This is a genomic window from Klebsiella sp. M5al (genome assembly GCF_002090195.1).
Lineage (GTDB): Bacteria > Pseudomonadota > Gammaproteobacteria > Enterobacterales > Enterobacteriaceae > Klebsiella > Klebsiella grimontii.
In genome coordinates, this window is record NZ_CP020657.1 from 371,561 (window position 1) to 389,383 (window position 17,823).

Consider the following 17,823-nt stretch of genomic DNA (forward strand, 5'->3'; position numbering starts at 1 on the left):
TCTCCCTTAATCAAACTTCATACGTGTGGCTTTCAGGTTAACAATCGCAAGCAGGCCTACCAGCAGGAAGATCAGCGTGGCGATAGCCGCCGCGAGGCCGAAGTCCTGACCGCCGCCGCCTTCAAAGGCGATGCGGTAGGTATAGCTCACCAGCAGGTCGGTGTAGCCCGCCGGCGTGGTGGTGCCGAGCCGGTCCGGCCCGCCGTTGGTCAACAGCTGAATCAGCACGAAGTTGTTAAAGTTAAAGGCGAAGCTGGCGATCATCAGCGGCGTCAGCGGCTTGATCAGCAGCGGCAGCGTAATTTTGAAGAAGTTCTGGAACGGCGTAGCGCCATCCATTGCCGAGGCTTCATATAAATCATCAGGAATCGCTTTCAGCAGGCCCATGCACAGGATCATCATGTACGGATAGCCCAGCCAGGTGTTGACGATGATAATCATCGTGCGCGCGGTGGTCGGGTCGCTAAACCAGGCCGGCTTGATGCCGAACAGCGCGCTGAGCATCATGTTGATCTCGCCAAAACTCTGGTTGAACAAGCCTTTGAAAATCAGAATCGAGATAAACGACGGTACGGCATACGGCAGAATCAGCAGTACGCGGTAAATCGCTTTGCCCTTCAGGGCTTCCCACTGGACCAGACAGGCGAGCACCATGCCGACCGCAACGGTAAGAATCACGGTCAGAACGGAGAACACCACCGTCCAGACGAAAATCGCGAAGAACGGTTTCTGGATCCCTTCATCCTGGAACACGCGGGTGAAGTTATCCCAGCCGATGGTTACGGTGTAGCCCGGGCTGAGCTTTTCGCTGCCCCAGCTGCCGTCGGCGTTGATCGCCTGATAGAAACCGACCTCGGCGTTGGGACGATATTTCACGCCGCTCTGGTTGTTGGTCAGCGTACCGTCATTGGCCAGCGCGTACAGCGGTTGAGTACCGGAGAACTGACGCAGGGAGCTCATAATGACTTTGCTTTCATCCGGCAGCACGGCGGTCAGCTGGTTCAGGGCGGTACGGTTTTGCGTAATCACGCGCAGCGTGGCGCGATCGCCTTCCGGCAGGGCGTCAGCCTCTTTTAAGGCCAGTTTCTGCTCGCCGCCGAATTTAAAGGCGTCGGAAAGATAGTTTTTGCCGCTTTCGCCGTCGGTCAGCGCCAGCTTCCACTCATCTCCCGCCGGATAGAGCGCGAAGTTGTAGGATTTGCCCGCCTGGAAGGAGCGGTCCATCAGTACCTGTTGGGCGCGTTCGAAGGTCAGCTGGTTAGTGCTGCTGTAGTTGGTGAAAGCGATTGCGATCGTGCAGATCAGCGGGAACAGGACGAACAGCCCCATCCCGGCGAGACCCGGATAAACATAGCGCCAGGCGTAGGCCTTGCGATTGGAAAAAATATACAGGCCAACCGAGCTTAAAATCAGCGTCATGATGGCAAACAGGTACTCCCCCTGGGCGTACATCAAAACAACAAGGTAACCCACCAGCAGGCACAGCAAGCCGATCACAGACCATGTGAGCTGCGGGCTTTGCCACCAGTGCTTCTTTTTCACGACATCCATGGGGATCATCCTCTTTACACTTTATCCTTCGCGCTACCTCTTTGTTGGCTGCGGATGCGCACCCCAGTCACTTACTGATGTAAGCGCCTGGGGATTTGTCATCCTTGCCGCCTCGATGTAGCGCGAATGATTTCGTGTAACAACGTATTCAACAAACCTTATTCTCTAAGAAATAAGGGAAACCGTATTACTTGGTGATACGAGACTGTGCGTCTTTCAGCGCCGCTTCGACGGTCTGGCGACCGCTAGCTGCGTTGATCACTGCGGTACGAACGGCATACCAGAAGGCGGACATCTGCGGGATGTTCGGCATGATTTCGCCTTTCTGGGCGTTCGCCATGGTGGCGGCGATACGCGGATCTTTTTCCAGTTTCTCCTGGAAGGATTTCAGCGCGACCGCGCCCAGCGGTTTGTCCTTGTTCACTTCATCCAGACCCTGGTCGGTCATCAGGTAGTTTTCGAGGAACTCTTTCGCCAGTTCTTTGTTCGGGCTGGCGGCGTTAATACCGGCGCTCAGTACGCCAACGAACGGTTTAGACGCGTTGCCTTTGAAGGTCGGCAGCAGGGTAACGCCGTAGTTAACCTTGCTCTTATCGATGTTAGACCACGCCCACGGACCGTTGATGGTCATCGCGGTTTCGCCTTTGTTGAATGCCGCTTCCGCGATGGAGTAGTCGGTGTCGGCGTTCATATGCTTGTTCTTGATAAGGTCGACCAGGAAGGTCAGGCCAGCTTTCGCGCCAGCGCTATCCACGCCCACGTTTTTCACATCGTACTTGCCGTTTTCAAACTTGAACGCATAGCCGCCGTCGGCAGCGATCAGCGGCCAGGTGAAGTACGGTTCTTGCAGGTTGAACATCAGCGCGCTCTTACCTTTCGCCTTCAGTTCTTTATCCAGCGCCGGGATCTCTTCCCAGGTTTTCGGCGGATTTGGCACCAGGTCTTTGTTATAGATCAGCGACAGCGCTTCGACGGCAACCGGGTAGGCAATCAGCTTGCCGTTATAGCGAACCGCGTCCCAGGTGAACGGATAGAGTTTGTCCTGGAAAGCTTTGTCCGGGGAGATTTCCGCCAGCAGGCCAGACTGGGCGTAGCCGCCAAAACGGTCGTGGGCCCAGAAAATGATGTCAGGGCCGTCGCCGGTCGCGGCAACCTGCGGGAATTTCTCTTCCAGCTTATCCGGATGTTCTACGGATACTTTAATGCCGGTGTCTTTTTCAAACTTTTTACCCACTTCAGCGAGGCCGTTGTAGCCTTTGTCGCCGTTAATCCAGATAACCAGCTTACCTTCTTCGATTTTTGCGAGGGCAGAGGCGGAAAACATCATCGTGGTCAATGCAGACAGCGCGAGGATGCGAGCGCCAGTTTTGATTTTCATATACCCGTCCTATTTGGTGATGTGCTCGTGGATACACTTGAGTGGCTTAACGGTGATGAGTTTCCTTTTTTAACAACCTCTTTCCATCCTCCCCATGTCTACGCCCCATCCCCCGATTGTGTGATCTCCATAGCAGAAATGCCGGTTATGAGTCCTGGAGCACATAAAAAGGCGGCCAATTTTGCAGGCTGCATCACGAAATCGGTATCGACCCGTCCCCCCCGGCGGCGAGACGTCATCTCTCATCCTCCCGTCTCCTCCCCCATGAAAAAGCCGGGGGGTGGAGGATTTACCAGACTAATGAATGCCGCATAGTCACCCCATCTTGAATGTGTCGTTAAGTGACAGGTTGTAACGAAGGGAGAAGGGCATGGCGAGCGTACAGCTGCGAAATGTAACGAAAGCCTGGGGTGACGTGGTGGTATCAAAAGATATCAATCTCGAGATCCAGGATGGGGAGTTCGTCGTGTTTGTTGGGCCATCAGGCTGCGGCAAATCCACCCTGCTGCGTATGATTGCCGGGCTGGAAACGGTGACCAGCGGCGATCTGCTGATTGGCGATACCCGAATGAATGATGTCCCGCCCGCCGAGCGCGGTATCGGGATGGTGTTTCAGTCTTATGCGCTTTACCCCCATCTTTCCGTCGCGGAAAACATGTCTTTTGGCCTGAAGCTGGCCGGCGCCAAAAAAGAGCTGATTAACCAGCGCGTGACCCAGGTGGCGGAAGTGCTGCAGCTGGCTCACCTGCTGGAGCGTAAACCGAAAGCGCTTTCCGGTGGTCAGCGTCAGCGCGTGGCGATTGGTCGTACCCTGGTGGCTGAACCGCGCGTTTTCCTGCTGGATGAACCGCTCTCTAACCTTGATGCCGCGCTGCGCGTACAGATGCGCATTGAGATTTCCCGTCTGCATAAGCGTCTTGGCCGCACGATGATTTACGTGACCCACGACCAGGTCGAAGCGATGACCCTCGCCGACAAAATTGTGGTGCTCGACGCCGGTCGCGTCGCGCAGGTCGGCAAGCCTCTCGAACTCTATCACTACCCGGCGGATCGCTTCGTCGCGGGCTTTATCGGCTCGCCGAAGATGAACTTCCTGCCGGTTAAGGTCACCGCTACCGCCATTGAGCAGGTGCAGGTGGAGCTGCCGAACCGTCAGCAGGTCTGGCTGCCGGTGGACAGCGCCCGTGTTCAGGTCGGCGCCAACATGTCCTTAGGTATTCGCCCGGAACATCTGCTGCCCAGCGATATCGCCGACGTCACCCTTGAAGGTGAAGTTCAGGTGGTCGAACAGCTCGGCCACGAAACGCAAATTCATATCCAGATCCCATCCATCCGTCAAAACCTGGTTTACCGCCAGAATGACGTGGTGCTGGTAGAAGAGGGAGCCACATTCGCCATCGGTTTGCCGCCGGAGCGCTGCCATTTATTCCGTGAGGATGGCACCGCTTGTCGTCGGCTGCATAAAGAGCCGGGCGTGTAAGGCTTCCCATTAAAAAAAACGTGCACCCTGCAGCGTCGAAAAACAGGCGCAACAACAGGCGAAGCGTTCAAAGAAAAGCAATGATCTCAGGAGATAGAATGATGATTACTCTGCGCAAACTTCCACTGGCGGTCGCCGTTGCGGCAGGCGTTATGTCTGCTCAGGCGCTGGCCGTTGATTTCCACGGCTATGCTCGTTCTGGTATCGGCTGGACCGGCAGCGGCGGTGAACAACAGTGCTTCCAGGCAACCGGCGCTCAAAGTAAATACCGTCTGGGTAACGAATGTGAAACCTATGCGGAACTGAAGCTGGGCCAGGAAGTATGGAAAGAAGGTGATAAGAGCTTCTACTTCGATACCAACGTCGCTTACTCTGTGTCACAGCAGAACGACTGGGAATCCACCAGTCCGGCATTCCGTGAAGCTAACGTGCAGGGTAAAAACCTGATCGAATGGTTGCCAGGCTCCACCATCTGGGCCGGTAAGCGCTTCTACCAGCGTCATGACGTTCATATGATCGACTTCTACTACTGGGATATTTCTGGTCCTGGTGCGGGTATTGAAAACATCGATCTGGGCTTCGGTAAACTCTCTCTGGCAGCAACGCGTTCTTCTGAATCCGGCGGCTCCGGCACCTTCGCCGATCGCGACAAGTTCGGTAATCGCGTCTATGACAATATCGTGCCGAATGATGTATTCGACGTGCGTTTAGCCGGTCTGGAAACTAACCCGGGCGGCACGCTGGAACTGGGCGTTGACTACGGCCACACAAACATCCCTGATGATTACTCACTGCAGCCGGGCGCTTCCAAAGACGGCTGGATGCTCACCGCTGAGCATACTCAGAGCATGTTGAAAGGCTTTAACAAATTTGTTCTGCAGTATGCGACTGACTCTATGACCTCCAGCGGTAAAGGTGTTCCGCAGGGCGGCAGCATTAATAACGATGGATCTATGTGGCGCGTGTTGGACCACGGTGCGATCTCTCTCGGCGATAGCTGGGATCTGATGTACGTCGGTATGTACCAGGATATCGACCGCGACAACAACAATGGTACCCAGTGGTGGACCGTCGGCGTTCGTCCAATGTACAAGTGGACGCCTATCATGAGCACCCTGATGGAAATCGGCTACGACAACGTCAAATCTCAACGCACCAGCGATCGTAACAGCCAGTATAAAGTAACTCTGGCACAACAGTGGCAGGCTGGGGACAGCATCTGGTCCCGTCCGGCAATCCGCGTATTCGCAACGTACGCCAAATGGGATGAGAAATGGGGCTATAACGATAGCGGCGTAGCGTACAACGACACCAGCGCTAAAACCTTTAGCCGTGGCGATAACGACGAGTGGACCTTCGGTGCCCAGATGGAAATCTGGTGGTAATCGAATCTAACCGTTCGTAACTAAAAGAGGGGCGTAAGCCCCTCTATCTTAGGCCCAGCGCGCTATTGCCTGGCTACCGCTCGGCCATCGGAATTGAGGTGATAACAATGAAAATGAAGAAAAGTCTCGTTGCCCTCTGCCTGTCCGTCGGCCTGATGGCCTGCGTACCCGCAGTCAGTTTTGCTGATGTTAATTTCGTGCCGCAGAACACCTCTGCCGCGCCGTCGATTCCGGCCTCTGCGTTGCAGCAGCTAACCTGGACTCCGGTCGATCAATCCAAAACGCAGACGACAAAGCTCGCCGTGGCCGGACAGACGCTCAATGTCCCCGGTATCAGTGGCCCGGTCGCCGCATACAGCGTTCCGGCGAATATTGGCGAGCTCAATATTACGTTAACCAGCGAAGTGGAAAAACAAACTGCGGTATATGCGCCGAACGTGCTGATTCTTGACCAAAATATGACGCCATCCGCGTTCTTCCCCAGCAGCTACTTTACCTATCTTGAACCGGGAGTGATGAGTTCAGATCGTCTGGAAGGCGTAATGCGCCTGACTCCGGCGCTGGGACAGCAGAAAATTTATGTGCTGGTTTTTACCACGCCGCAGGATTTGCAGCAGACCACTAAATTAATCGATCCGGCGAAGGCTTACGCCAAAGGTACCGGCAATGCGGTGCCGGATATTCCGGATCCCATCGCGAAACACGTTACAAACGGTACCATTAGTCTGAAGGTGAAAACCTCTACCGCCTCCAGCGTACTGGTTGGCCCGTTGTTCGGTTCGTCAGGTCCGGGGCCTGTTACCGTCGGTAATACCGCTGCTCCTGCCTATAGCGCGCCGGTCGCCGCTCCGGCCCCGGCTCCAGCGGCGAAAAGCGAACCGATGCTCGACGATACCGAAACCTACTTCAACAACGGTATCAAGCAGGCGGTTGCGAAAGGCGATATCGACAAGGCCCTGAAATTGATGAACGAAGCTGAACGTCTTGGCTCGAAATCTGCTCGTTCCACCTTTATCAGCAGTGTAAAAGGCAAGGGGTGACCGTCTCCCCGCAATGCTGATGTTTAGGCACAGCCTTTAGGTGCGTCCGTTCGGGCGCACTTTTTTTTAGCGCGCGGCGGCCTCTGTTGCACGGCTGTTGCGCGGATGATCGTATATTGACGTTTGCCCGCCCCCCATCCTCCATTCTGCGATACAATACCTTTACGTTATGTACCGGAGATTCAGGCATGCCACATTCCGCGCTTACGCAACTGCGTGCGCTGCGTTATTTTGCCGAGATACCCCCGCTGGATGCGCATCTGCGCGACTGGCTATTGCTGGAAGACTCAATGACCAAACGCTTTGAGCAGCAGGGGAAGAAAGTCAGCGTCATCATGGTTAACGAAGGCTTTGTTGGATGCGAGGCGCTGGCCGGTGAGGAGTCCCTGTTACCGAGCGAACCCCGCTACTGGCTGCGGGAAATCATTCTTTGCGCCAACGGTGAACCCTGGCTGGCCGGTCGCACCATCGTGCCGGAATCAACGCTGAGCGGCCCTGAACTGGCGCTACAACAGCTGGGACAAACGCCGTTGGGCCGCTATCTCTTCACGTCATCGACGCTAACCCGCGATTTTATTGAAATTGGTCGTCATGCAGAGCTGTGGGGGCGCCGTTCCCGCCTCCGGTTGAGCGGCAAACCGCTGCTGCTGACGGAACTGTTTTTGCCTGCATCGCCGTTGTATTGAGAGGAAAATGAAATGGAGTGGAGTCTGACGCAGAACAAGCTGCTGGCGTTTCATCGCCTGATGCGTACTGACAAACCGATCGGCGCGCTGCTGCTGCTGTGGCCGACGCTGTGGGCGCTATGGGTGGCGACGCCGGGGATACCGCCGCTATGGATCCTCGCCGTTTTCGTCGCCGGCGTCTGGCTGATGCGCGCCGCAGGCTGCGTGGTCAACGACTATGCCGATCGCAAGTTTGACGGTCACGTCAAACGTACGGCCCGCCGCCCGCTGCCGAGCGGCGATGTGAGCGAAAAAGAGGCGCGAACGCTGTTTGTCGTGCTGGTGCTGCTTTCATTCCTGCTGGTGTTGACCCTGAACACCATGACCATTCTGCTGTCGATAGCGGCGCTGGCCCTGGCGTGGGTGTATCCGTTTATGAAACGCTACACCCACCTGCCGCAGGTCGTACTGGGCGCGGCGTTCGGCTGGTCGATCCCGATGGCGTTTTCGGCGGTGAGCGAGTCGCTGCCGCTGAGCTGCTGGCTGATGTTCCTCGCCAATATCCTGTGGGCGGTGGCCTACGATACCCAGTATGCGATGGTCGATCGCGATGATGACGTCAAAATCGGTATCAAATCGACGGCGATCCTGTTTGGCGACAACGATCGCTTAATCATTGGTATCTTACAGGTGGCGGTACTGGGCCTGATGGCCGCGGTGGGCTGGCTGAGCGGGCTGGGCTGGGAGTATTACTGGTCGTTGTTTATCGCCGCGGCGCTGTTCGCCTGGCAGCAGAAGCTAATATTTAAACGCGAACGCGATGCCTGCTTTAAGGCGTTTATGAACAATAACTACGTTGGGCTGGTGCTGTTTCTTGGCCTGGCGATGGGATATATGCAGTAGCGCTGTGGGTTTCCCGGCTTGCGGCGTAAACGCCAAAGCCGGGCTACAAAACCGCATGGTCCGGTAGCCCGGCGCAGGCCGGGATATCTTGTTAAACGTTACGCTTCATCCTGGGTAACGCTTTCAATCGTTAACCGCACATCAGAAGTAATCAGATCCGCCAGCATGCGGTAGATCTTCAACGTCTCTTCCGGCTCGGCGTCGCCGGTATCGCTGATATAGCCTTCGTCGCGCAGGGTCAGCACCAGCGTGCTGAACACCGCTTTATCGAAGAACTCCGGCGCATTGATGCCGTGCAGAACGGACAGGCGCTGCGCCACGGTGCGGCTCTCTTTCTCCAGCGAACTGCGGTTGATTGACGGGTTGGCGCTCAGCAGCCAGAAGGTGATGGCGTAGCGCTGCAGCGTTTCGCGCGCGCCTGCGGCCAGCAGCTGCAGAGAACGGGCGTGAGACGGATTAACGCTCACCTCATCGTCGTTCAGGGCGATCAGACCCTGACGCTGCATCTCGGCGATCAGCGCATCGACGACGCCCGCCAGCTCCGCTTTTTCCCAACGCAGGAACAGCTCGGCCTTGAGGAACGGATAGAACATCTCGACGTGACGCAGAATTTCGGCGCGGGTAATACGACGATGCTGAGTGACGATGGCGGCTAACAGCGACGGCATCACCAGCATATGGGCGATGTTGTTGCGGTAATAGGTCATCAGGACGGCCTGCTCGCGCGGTAGAATGATGATATCGCCAATCGTATCTTTCTCGACTTCGAACTTGTTCATCTGCAGCGCGTGGTCGATAAGCTCGCTGGCTGAGGCCGCAGGCGTGGTCGCATCCGCTGAATATGGCACGTTGCGCAGCAGGGCGAGATAGCACTCCAGCTGCTCGGTGAGCTGCTCGCGGGTCAGCGAACGCTGACGCGATGCCAGCAGCGCGGTACAGCACAGGTTCATGGCGTTTGCCGCGCCGGCATTATTGATGCGTACCATCAGATCCGAGGCGATGTTATTCACCGTCGGCGTCAGCCAGGAAGGACGGACCGCTTCGATAGGGTCGATAGATTCGCGCCAGTCCGGCACGTGCTGGTTCAGATAGGCCATCAGCGGCAGCGGTTCGCCGAAGTTAACGTAGCCCTGGCCGAGATTGCGCAGCTTGCTCAAGCCGCGCAGCATCTGCGGCAGACTCTCTTTCTCTTTCGTCGCGCCGCGCAGCTCTTTGGCGTAGGTGCCGACCTCCATCACGTGCTCGTAGCCGATGTAAATCGGCACCAGGGTGATAGGGCGGTTACCGCCGCGCAGCATCGCCTGGATGGTCATCGACAGGGTGCCGGTTTTCGGATCCAGCAGACGACCGGTACGTGAACGACCGCCCTCAACGAAGTACTCCACCGAATAGCCGCGGCTAAACAGCTCGCCAAGATATTCGCGGAATACGGTTGAGTAGAGCTTATTGCCCTTGAACGTGCGGCGAATAAAGAACGCGCCGCCGCGACGGAAAATCGGCCCGGCGGGCCAGAAGTTCAGGTTGATGCCGGCAGCGATATGCGGCGGCACCAGGCCCTGATGATAAATGACGTAAGAGAGCAGCAGATAGTCCATATGGCTGCGGTGGCACGGGACGTAGACTATCTCGTGGCCTTCGTGCGCCAGCTGGCGGACACGCTCGGCGTTATGGACGTTGATACCCTGATACAGCCGGTTCCAGGTAAAGCCCAGCACGCGGTCGGTCAAGCGAATCATCTCATAGGAGAAGTTCGCGGCGATCTCTTCCATCAGGGCGATAGCGTTTTGCTGAGCCTTCTCATGGGAAATTTTCTTGCTGCGCGCTTCGTCTTCTACCGCGCGGGCAATGGCTTTTGACGCCAGCAGTTTATTAAACAGATCCTGGCGCGCAGGCAGGCGCGGGCCAACCGCCGCCAGGCGCTGGCGGGCGAAGTGCATGCGCGCCACGCGGGCCAGCTTCTGAGCGATAGTTTTATCGGTACCGTGCTCGTCCGCCATCTTGCGCAGCGAGACCGAAGGCGAGAAACGGACGAAGCTATCGCGGCCCAGCCACAGAACGGCGAAGAATTTTTGAATGCCGTTGAGCATACGCAGCGGTGGGTTAACCTCGCCTTTTTCACGCCCCGGCGCGCGACCGAACATCACCGAAACCGGCACCATCTGCACGTCAAGATCGGGATGATTGCGGTGTAAATCCAGATAGTCGTGAAAGAGCTTGATAGACTCTTCTTTCGGCGTGTAATAGGTGAACACGCGCGGCCCGCCGTGGATAAATACGTAGCGCGGAAGCAGGGCGCCGTCGATCTCGAGCGGCTCCAGCGGGTCCGGTAACTCATGTTCCAGACATTGCGCGCGCAGCGTCAGCAGGTCCGCCTTCGAATTGTAGGGCAGGACGTACATAATGGGACGCGAGGTATCCAGGCCTAATTCCTGCGCAGGTTGCGCCGGAATCGACTTGCTTTTTACCAGCGCCCTTAATGGTAAATTCAGTAATTTATAGTAAATTCGTTGCCAGCCAGACATAGACGATGTGAAGCCTCTGGTTAATCATGCAAATGCGCCGCAAGAATAACAGAAAGTGCGCAAAATTTCCGTTGTAACGCGGCAAACGCGTACACTCATTGACGTCATTTACATAAAAAGGTTTGTTTGATGGCCAATAATACCACTGGGTTAACCCGAATTATTAAAGCGGCCGGGTATTCCTGGAAAGGATTCCGTGCGGCGTGGGTCAATGAGGCCGCATTTCGTCAGGAAGGCATCGCGGCCATTATTGCCGTGGCGATCGCCTGCTGGTTGGACGTCGATGCCATCACGCGGGTGCTGCTCATTAGCTCGGTCCTGTTAGTGATGATAGTTGAAATTATCAATAGCGCGATTGAGGCGGTGGTTGACCGTATCGGTCCCGAGCATCATGAGCTTTCGGGGCGAGCGAAAGATATGGGATCGGCGGCGGTACTGCTGGCGATTATCATCGCGCTGATCGCGTGGGGAACGCTGCTGTGGGCGAACTACCGCTAAGTCTTGTCGTAGCTGCTCGCAAAACGGAAAGAAACTCCTGATTTTTGTGTGAAATGTGGTTCCAAAATCACCGTTAGCTGTATATACTCACAGCATAACTGTATATACACCCAGGGGGCGGAATGAAAGCGTTAACGACCAGGCAGCAAGAGGTGTTTGATCTCATTCGGGATCATATCAGCCAGACGGGCATGCCGCCGACGCGTGCGGAGATTGCTCAGCGCTTGGGGTTTCGCTCCCCAAACGCGGCGGAAGAGCATCTGAAAGCGCTGGCGCGTAAAGGCGCAATCGAGATCGTTTCCGGCGCCTCCCGCGGTATTCGTCTGCTGACGGAAGAAGAAACCGGTCTGCCGCTTATTGGCCGCGTCGCGGCAGGTGAGCCGCTGCTAGCGCAGCAGCACATTGAAGGCCACTACCAGGTGGACCCGGCCATGTTTAAGCCGAACGCCGATTTTCTGCTGCGCGTTAGCGGTATGTCGATGAAGGATATCGGTATTCTCGATGGCGACCTGCTGGCTGTCCATAAAACGCAGGATGTGCGCAATGGTCAGGTGGTTGTGGCGCGTATCGACGAAGAAGTGACCGTGAAGCGTCTGAAAAAACAGGGTAACGTCGTGGAATTGCTGCCGGAAAACAGCGAATTCTCGCCGATCGTGGTCGACCTTCGCGAACAAAGCTTTACTATTGAAGGCCTGGCCGTCGGCGTTATCCGCAACGGCAACTGGCAATAATCTCTTCATCTCGCAGCATCATCTGAAGCATGATGCTGCGTCGTTTTTCCTCATTTAGGCGCTTTCTCCATGCTTTTTAACGCCGCCGACAAAGCCCTGTGGCGCTTAGCGCTGCCCATGATCTTCTCCAATATCACCGTTCCGCTGCTGGGGCTGGTGGATACCGCCGTTATTGGTCATCTCGACAGCCCGATTTATCTGGGCGGCGTGGCGGTTGGCGCAACGGCGACCAGCTTCCTCTTTATGCTGCTCCTTTTTCTGCGTATGAGCACCACCGGGCTGACGGCGCAGGCGTTTGGCGCCAGGGATCCGCAGCGGCTGGCGCGCGCGCTGGTGCAGCCGCTGGGCCTGGCGCTGGCCGCCGGGCTGGCGATTGTGCTTTTCAGGATCCCGTTGATAAACCTGGCGCTGCATATTGTCGGCGGTAGCGAAGCGGTGCTTGAACAGGCCCGACGCTTCCTTGAGATTCGCTGGCTAAGCGCGCCGGCCTCGCTGGCGAATCTGGTTCTGCTGGGTTGGCTGCTGGGCGTACAGTACGCCAGAGCGCCGGTGATTCTGCTGGTGGTCGGCAACGTCCTCAACATTGTGCTCGATTTATGGCTGGTGATGGGCCTGCATATGAACGTGCAGGGGGCGGCGCTGGCGACGGTCATGGCAGAATACGCCACTTTCTTTATCGGACTGCTTATGGCGCGGCGCGTACTGGCGCTGCGCGGCGTATCCCTGTCGATGCTGAAAAACGCCTGGCGCGGCGATATACGCCGTCTGCTGGCGCTGAATCGCGACATCATGCTGCGCTCGCTGCTGCTACAGCTCTGCTTCGGGGCGGTGACGGTATTTGGCGCCCGCCTCGGCGCCGATATCGTCGCGGTCAATGCGGTCCTCATGACGATGCTGACCTTTACCGCCTATGCGCTGGACGGCTTTGCCTATGCCGTTGAGGCGCACTCCGGGCAGGCCTACGGCGCGCGTGATGACAGCCAACTGCTTGCGGTCTGGCATGCGGCCTGCCGCCAGTCAGGGTTGGTGGCGCTGGCGTTTGCGCTTATTTACGGCCTTGCCGGTGAACAAATTATCGCGTTGCTGACCTCGCTGCCTTCGCTACAGCAGTTGGCCGATCGCTATCTGGTCTGGCAGATGATCCTGCCGGTCATCGGCGTCTGGTGTTACCTGCTGGACGGTATGTTTATCGGCGCGACGCGCGGCGCGGAGATGCGCAACAGCATGGCGGTCGCGGCGGCAGGGTTTGCCCTGACGCTGTTAACTGTACCGGCGCTCGGTAACCACGGGCTGTGGCTGGCGCTGGCGGTATTTCTCGCCCTGCGCGGCGCTTCCCTGGCGGTTATCTGGCGGCGGCACTGGCAGCGTGGAACCTGGTTTTCATAGTGCATTTAGTTCATCTGATGGTTAAAGATTCCGAATAATAAATCTTACTCAGAATACTCATCTATAGTTAAGTCATGTCCGGTACACAGCGGGCTGTTCATTCACCGAACGATAACCGAACGATGAGGAATGCATGATGAATAAAGACGAAATCGGCGGTAACTGGAAACAGTTCAAAGGTAAAGCGAAAGAAAAATGGGGCAAGCTGACCGACGATGATATGACCGTCATTGAAGGCAAACGCGACCAGCTGGTGGGCAGAATTCAGGAACGTTACGGTTACGCCAAAGACCAGGCAGAGAAAGAAGTGACCGACTGGGAAACCAAAAACGACTATCGCTGGTAGCGAAAACGCCGTGTTTTAACCCACTGTTATTGCCTGCACGATCGGTACATGGAGGTGCCGTTACCCTTGTTTCCCGCTGCGGCTAACGCCTCAGCGGGCTTTCTTTTTGATCTGGATGGTATGGTCGTGGTGGCAGTGGCCCGGCGTACTGCAGGCTTCCACTTCAACGCAGGCGGCGCACAGGCCATGAGCCTCAATGACGTTGTGGCGCAGAGCGAACCCCATTCTTGCCGCCAGCGTATGCATAATATCTTCGACGCCTTCCGCACACTCTTCTTTGACGCCGCCGCAGCGGTCGCAGATAAACATCGCCGAGCTGTGGGTTGGCTGATCGAAAAGGTGACACAGCACGTAGCTATTGGTGGATTCCACCTTATGTACGAACCCTTGCTCCAGTAAAAACTCCAGCGCCCGGTATACCGTCGGCGGTTTCGCCTGAGGTTCTTTTTCACGAAGGAGATCGAGCAGGTCATAGGCGCTGATTGCCCCTTGCTGCAGGCTCATCAAACGCAATACTTCGAGGCGCTGCGGGGTCAGGCGCACGCCACGCTGCGCGCACAGCTTTTCAGCATGCGCTAACATTTGTTGCGAAGTGGTCTTATCCATGAGCGTCCTCTGGTCGCGTGAATCTGAAACTGTTACTTTATCACGATACCGGTAAAACGCCGAGACCCGGCGGGATATAGCCGTCACACTTCGTGTGACATGTGCGTTGGTCGCCCCGGTCATGCGCTTCTGGGGCGCGCTATCTTGCCGCCTTATGCTATACCTGAAGCATCTCATTTTCGGGAGAAAACGATGAAACGACCTGATTGCATACGACACTGGCGTGAACTGGAAGGTGCGGATGATTCCACCTATCCCGACAGTACTGAGCTTTTCTCCATCGGCGCGCCGCTGGCGCGCGGCCTGCGGCTGAATCGTCTGGGGATCCACCATGAACGTCTGCCGCCCGGGCGTCGTACCTCTTACCCGCATGCGGAAAGCGATGAAGAAGAGTTCATCTACGTGCTGGACGGCTATCCTGAGGTGTGGATTAACGGCTACCTCTGGAAGCTGGAGCCGGGGGATAGCGTCGGTTTTCCTGCCGGAACCGGCATTTGCCACACCTTCCTCAATAACACCGAGCAGGAGGTGCGCCTGTTAGTCGTTGGTGAGGCAAATAAGAAATTCAATCGCATCTACTACCCGCTGAACCCCGGCTATGCCGCCACGCGTCAGGATCGCTGGGTTGACCATCCGCCGCAGTTTTTTGGCCCTCACGACGGGAAGCCGCGGAAAATATAGGGTTTATGGCGGGATAAAAAAGGTGAGCGCTGACGCTATGCGTCAGTGGTTTATCTTTGTGCTATAGTAGCGCCCCTTTTTACCCGGATGCTTATTTATTCGCCATGATGTCAGAATCAACGCCTACTGCTTTCGCCGCTCACCGTTTTTCCATCGCGCCGATGCTCGACTGGACCGACAGACACTGCCGTTATTTTCTGCGTCAGCTGTCGCGCCATACGCTGCTGTATACCGAAATGGTGACAACCGGTGCGATTATTCACGGCAAGGGCGACTATCTGGCCTACAGCGAAGAAGAGCATCCGGTCGCCCTGCAGCTCGGCGGCAGCGATCCGGCTGCGCTGGCGCACTGCGCGAAGCTGGCGCAGGCGCGCGGCTATGATGAAATTAACCTGAACGTCGGCTGCCCGTCCGATCGCGTGCAGAACGGTATGTTTGGCGCCTGCCTGATGGGGAACGCGCAGCTGGTTGCCGACTGCATTAAAGCGATGCGCGACGTCGTGTCGATCCCGGTCACGGTGAAAACCCGTATTGGCATTGATGACCAGGACAGCTACGCGTTTCTGTGTGATTTTATCGAAACGGTATCCGGAAAAGGCGAATGCGAGATGTTTATCATCCACGCGCGCAAAGCCTGGCTTTCAGGTCTGAGCCCCAAGGAAAACCGCGAGATCCCGCCGCTGGATTATCCGCGCGTCTACCAGCTTAAACGTGATTTCCCGCATCTGACCATGGCGATTAACGGCGGCATTAAGTCGCTGGAAGAGGCAAAGCTGCATCTTGAGCATATGGACGGCGTGATGGTCGGTCGTGAGGCTTATCAGAATCCGGGCATTCTGGCCGCGGTGGATCGGGAAATTTTCGGCGTGGACGGCGTCGATGCCGATCCGGTCTCCGTGGTCCGGGCGATGTATCCCTACATCGAGCGCGAGCTTAGCAACGGGACTTATCTGGGACATGTGACGCGCCATATGCTGGGGCTGTTTCAGGGGATCCCCGGCGCGCGCCAGTGGCGTCGCTATCTGAGCGAAAATGCGCATAAAGCCGGGGCGGATATCAACGTGCTGGAACAGGCGCTAAAGCTGGTTGCCGATAAGCGTTAGTTTTTCGCTAAAACCTGGTCAAATTCACCACGCCCTGCACGTATCGTGTTGGGCGTTTTTGTTTTTATTCAATAAGTTATATTTGGCACGATTTTTGTAATATCCGGCAAGGTAGATAAAATTTCTTTAGGGGAAAGACGATGCTGGAACTCTTATTTGTAATTGGCTTTTTTGTCATGCTGTTGGTCACCGGCGTGTCGCTGCTGGGCATTATTGCCGCTATTGTGGTCGCGACCGCGCTGATGTTCGTCGGCGGTCTGTTTGCGTTAATGATTAAACTGCTGCCGTGGCTGCTGCTGGCCATTGTCGTGGTTTGGGTGATTCGGGCGATAAAATCGCCAGCCGCGAACCGCTATCGCGGTAATAATCGCTGGCGTTACTAAGGTATTGAGCGGTATGTCACAACCTGAAGATTTTTGCATAAAACAGCGTAGGCTTTGCTTATTAAATCTGTCACTATTAGCGCGTTAACGAATTCATCGCGCTGTACCCTACATACAGCCGAACAAAAAAAGTAAGGGCTTCCACATGGGAAGCCCTAAACTTTTGTGCTCCGGCCATTACGGCAAGAGCAAGCTCGAACCCTGCGTCGCCCGGCTTTCCAGCACCTCATGCGCGCGTCTGGCGTCGGTTAACGCATATTTTTGACTCTCCGCGACATCCACTTTTATCACGCCGCTGGCGATCAGCGAGAACAGCTCGTTGCTGGCTTCCGTCAGCTCTTCACGCGTAGTGATATAGCCCTGCAGAGAAGGGCGGGTGACGTACAGCGAACCCTTTTGATTGAGGATCCCGAGGTTGACGCCGGTCACCGGGCCGGAAGAGTTGCCGAAGCTCACCATCAGCCCCCGACGCTGCAGGCAGTCAAGTGAGGCTTCCCAGGTATCTTTACCGACGGAATCATACACCACGCGGACTTTCTTACCGTCGGTGATCTCTTTCAGGCGCTCGACGATATTCTCTTCGCGATAGTTAATGATCTGCCAGGCGCCGGCCTGTTTAGCGCGTTCTGCTTTTTGCGCGCTGCCGACGGTACCGATCAGTTTAGCCCCCAGCGCTTTTGCCCACTGGCAGGCGATGAGCCCGACGCCGCCGGCCGCCGCATGAAACAGGAACGGCTCGCCCGCTTTGATTTCGTAGGTTTTACGCAGCAGGTAATAGACCGTGAGCCCTTTCAGGAATGAGGCCGCCGCCTGCTCGAAAGAGATTGCGTCCGGCAAAATAGCGGCCTTATCGGCGGGGACGTTGTGCACGGCGCTATAGGCCCCCAGCGCCGATTGCGCGTAGACCACCCGATCGCCGGCTTTAATATGCTTCACGCCGCTGCCAACTTTGCTCACCACGCCAGCGGCTTCGGTGCCCAGACCGCTCGGCAATGATGGCGGCGGGTAGAGGCCGCTGCGGATATAGGTATCAATGTAGTTGATGCCAATGGCCTTATTCTCTACCTGAATTTCGTGCTCTGCGGGATCTTTCGGCGTGAACTCTACCGCTTGCAGAACTTCAGGCCCTCCGTGCTGGTGAAATTCAATTCGTGTTGCCATGCTT

At 56.4% G+C, this 17,823-nt stretch carries 17 protein-coding genes; 12 read left to right on the forward strand and 5 right to left on the reverse strand.

What is annotated here, in order from left to right; genetic code table 11:
• Positions 1–6: 6 nt before the first annotated feature.
• Complete coding sequence (malF, locus tag BWI76_RS01825) at positions 7–1,551, reverse strand: maltose ABC transporter permease MalF (protein ID WP_004137580.1); 1,545 nt, start codon at positions 1,549–1,551, stop codon at positions 7–9.
• A gap of 187 nt (positions 1,552–1,738) precedes the next feature.
• Positions 1,739–2,929: a maltose/maltodextrin ABC transporter substrate-binding protein MalE gene (gene malE / locus BWI76_RS01830; RefSeq protein WP_004137579.1), complete on the reverse strand. Its 1,191-nt coding sequence runs from the start codon at positions 2,927–2,929 to the stop codon at positions 1,739–1,741.
• Between the two features lie 370 nt (positions 2,930–3,299).
• Between malE and malK the strand changes: the two genes are divergently transcribed.
• From malK to ubiA, 5 genes are all read left to right on the forward strand, one after another.
• Positions 3,300–4,409 (forward strand): maltose/maltodextrin ABC transporter ATP-binding protein MalK, encoded by a 1,110-nt coding sequence (gene malK, locus BWI76_RS01840; protein ID WP_004097762.1) that lies wholly within the window; start codon positions 3,300–3,302, stop codon positions 4,407–4,409.
• Between the two features lie 98 nt (positions 4,410–4,507).
• Entirely contained in the window at positions 4,508–5,794 is a 1,287-nt protein-coding gene (locus BWI76_RS01845; protein WP_004137578.1) for a maltoporin, read from the forward strand.
• Positions 5,795–5,901: 107 nt separating this feature from the next.
• Complete coding sequence (malM, locus tag BWI76_RS01850; RefSeq protein WP_004137577.1) at positions 5,902–6,834, forward strand: maltose operon protein MalM; 933 nt, start codon at positions 5,902–5,904, stop codon at positions 6,832–6,834.
• 188 nt (positions 6,835–7,022) lie between these two features.
• Entirely contained in the window at positions 7,023–7,520 is a 498-nt protein-coding gene (gene ubiC, locus BWI76_RS01855) for a chorismate lyase (RefSeq protein WP_004137576.1), read from the forward strand.
• A gap of 12 nt (positions 7,521–7,532) precedes the next feature.
• Positions 7,533–8,402, forward strand: a complete 870-nt coding sequence (gene ubiA / locus BWI76_RS01860; protein ID WP_024360182.1) for a 4-hydroxybenzoate octaprenyltransferase — start codon at positions 7,533–7,535, stop codon at positions 8,400–8,402.
• Between the two features lie 98 nt (positions 8,403–8,500).
• On the opposite strand, the gene plsB is transcribed toward ubiA, so the two are convergent.
• On the reverse strand, positions 8,501–10,924 hold the full coding sequence (gene plsB, locus BWI76_RS01865; protein ID WP_004137573.1) for a glycerol-3-phosphate 1-O-acyltransferase PlsB: 2,424 nt from the start codon (positions 10,922–10,924) through the stop codon (positions 8,501–8,503).
• Positions 10,925–11,053: 129 nt separating this feature from the next.
• On the opposite strand from plsB, the gene BWI76_RS01870 reads away from it, so the two are divergent.
• The 4 genes from BWI76_RS01870 to BWI76_RS01885 all read left to right on the forward strand — a co-directional run bounded on the left by BWI76_RS01870 (position 11,054) and on the right by BWI76_RS01885 (position 13,885).
• Complete coding sequence (locus BWI76_RS01870; RefSeq protein WP_004137572.1) at positions 11,054–11,422, forward strand: diacylglycerol kinase; 369 nt, start codon at positions 11,054–11,056, stop codon at positions 11,420–11,422.
• A gap of 122 nt (positions 11,423–11,544) precedes the next feature.
• Positions 11,545–12,153 carry a transcriptional repressor LexA gene (gene lexA, locus BWI76_RS01875; RefSeq protein WP_004097774.1) on the forward strand — a complete coding sequence of 203 codons (609 nt, stop codon included), beginning with the start codon at positions 11,545–11,547 and terminating at the stop codon, positions 12,151–12,153.
• A gap of 69 nt (positions 12,154–12,222) precedes the next feature.
• A complete protein-coding gene (gene dinF / locus BWI76_RS01880) occupies positions 12,223–13,539 on the forward strand; it encodes an MATE family efflux transporter DinF (protein WP_024360183.1) in 1,317 nt (438 codons plus the stop codon).
• 136 nt (positions 13,540–13,675) lie between these two features.
• Positions 13,676–13,885: a CsbD family protein gene (locus tag BWI76_RS01885; RefSeq protein ID WP_004137568.1), complete on the forward strand. Its 210-nt coding sequence runs from the start codon at positions 13,676–13,678 to the stop codon at positions 13,883–13,885.
• Positions 13,886–13,975: 90 nt separating this feature from the next.
• Here the strand turns inward: BWI76_RS01885 and zur are convergent, their stop codons facing one another.
• Positions 13,976–14,491: a zinc uptake transcriptional repressor Zur gene (gene zur / locus BWI76_RS01890; RefSeq protein WP_004137565.1), complete on the reverse strand. Its 516-nt coding sequence runs from the start codon at positions 14,489–14,491 to the stop codon at positions 13,976–13,978.
• 192 nt (positions 14,492–14,683) lie between these two features.
• Here zur and BWI76_RS01895 point away from each other — a divergent pair, with 192 nt between their 5' ends.
• From BWI76_RS01895 to pspG, 3 genes are all read left to right on the forward strand, one after another.
• Complete coding sequence (locus BWI76_RS01895) at positions 14,684–15,172, forward strand: cupin domain-containing protein (RefSeq protein ID WP_004127806.1); 489 nt, start codon at positions 14,684–14,686, stop codon at positions 15,170–15,172.
• Between the two features lie 104 nt (positions 15,173–15,276).
• On the forward strand, positions 15,277–16,275 hold the full coding sequence (dusA, locus tag BWI76_RS01900; protein WP_024360184.1) for a tRNA dihydrouridine(20/20a) synthase DusA: 999 nt from the start codon (positions 15,277–15,279) through the stop codon (positions 16,273–16,275).
• Positions 16,276–16,415: 140 nt separating this feature from the next.
• Positions 16,416–16,658, forward strand: coding sequence for an envelope stress response protein PspG (pspG, locus tag BWI76_RS01905; RefSeq protein WP_004137559.1), 243 nt, complete (start codon positions 16,416–16,418; stop codon positions 16,656–16,658).
• 177 nt (positions 16,659–16,835) lie between these two features.
• On the opposite strand, the gene BWI76_RS01910 is transcribed toward pspG, so the two are convergent.
• Positions 16,836–17,819, reverse strand: coding sequence for a quinone oxidoreductase (locus BWI76_RS01910; protein WP_024360185.1), 984 nt, complete (start codon positions 17,817–17,819; stop codon positions 16,836–16,838).
• Between the last annotated feature and the right edge of the window lie 4 nt (positions 17,820–17,823).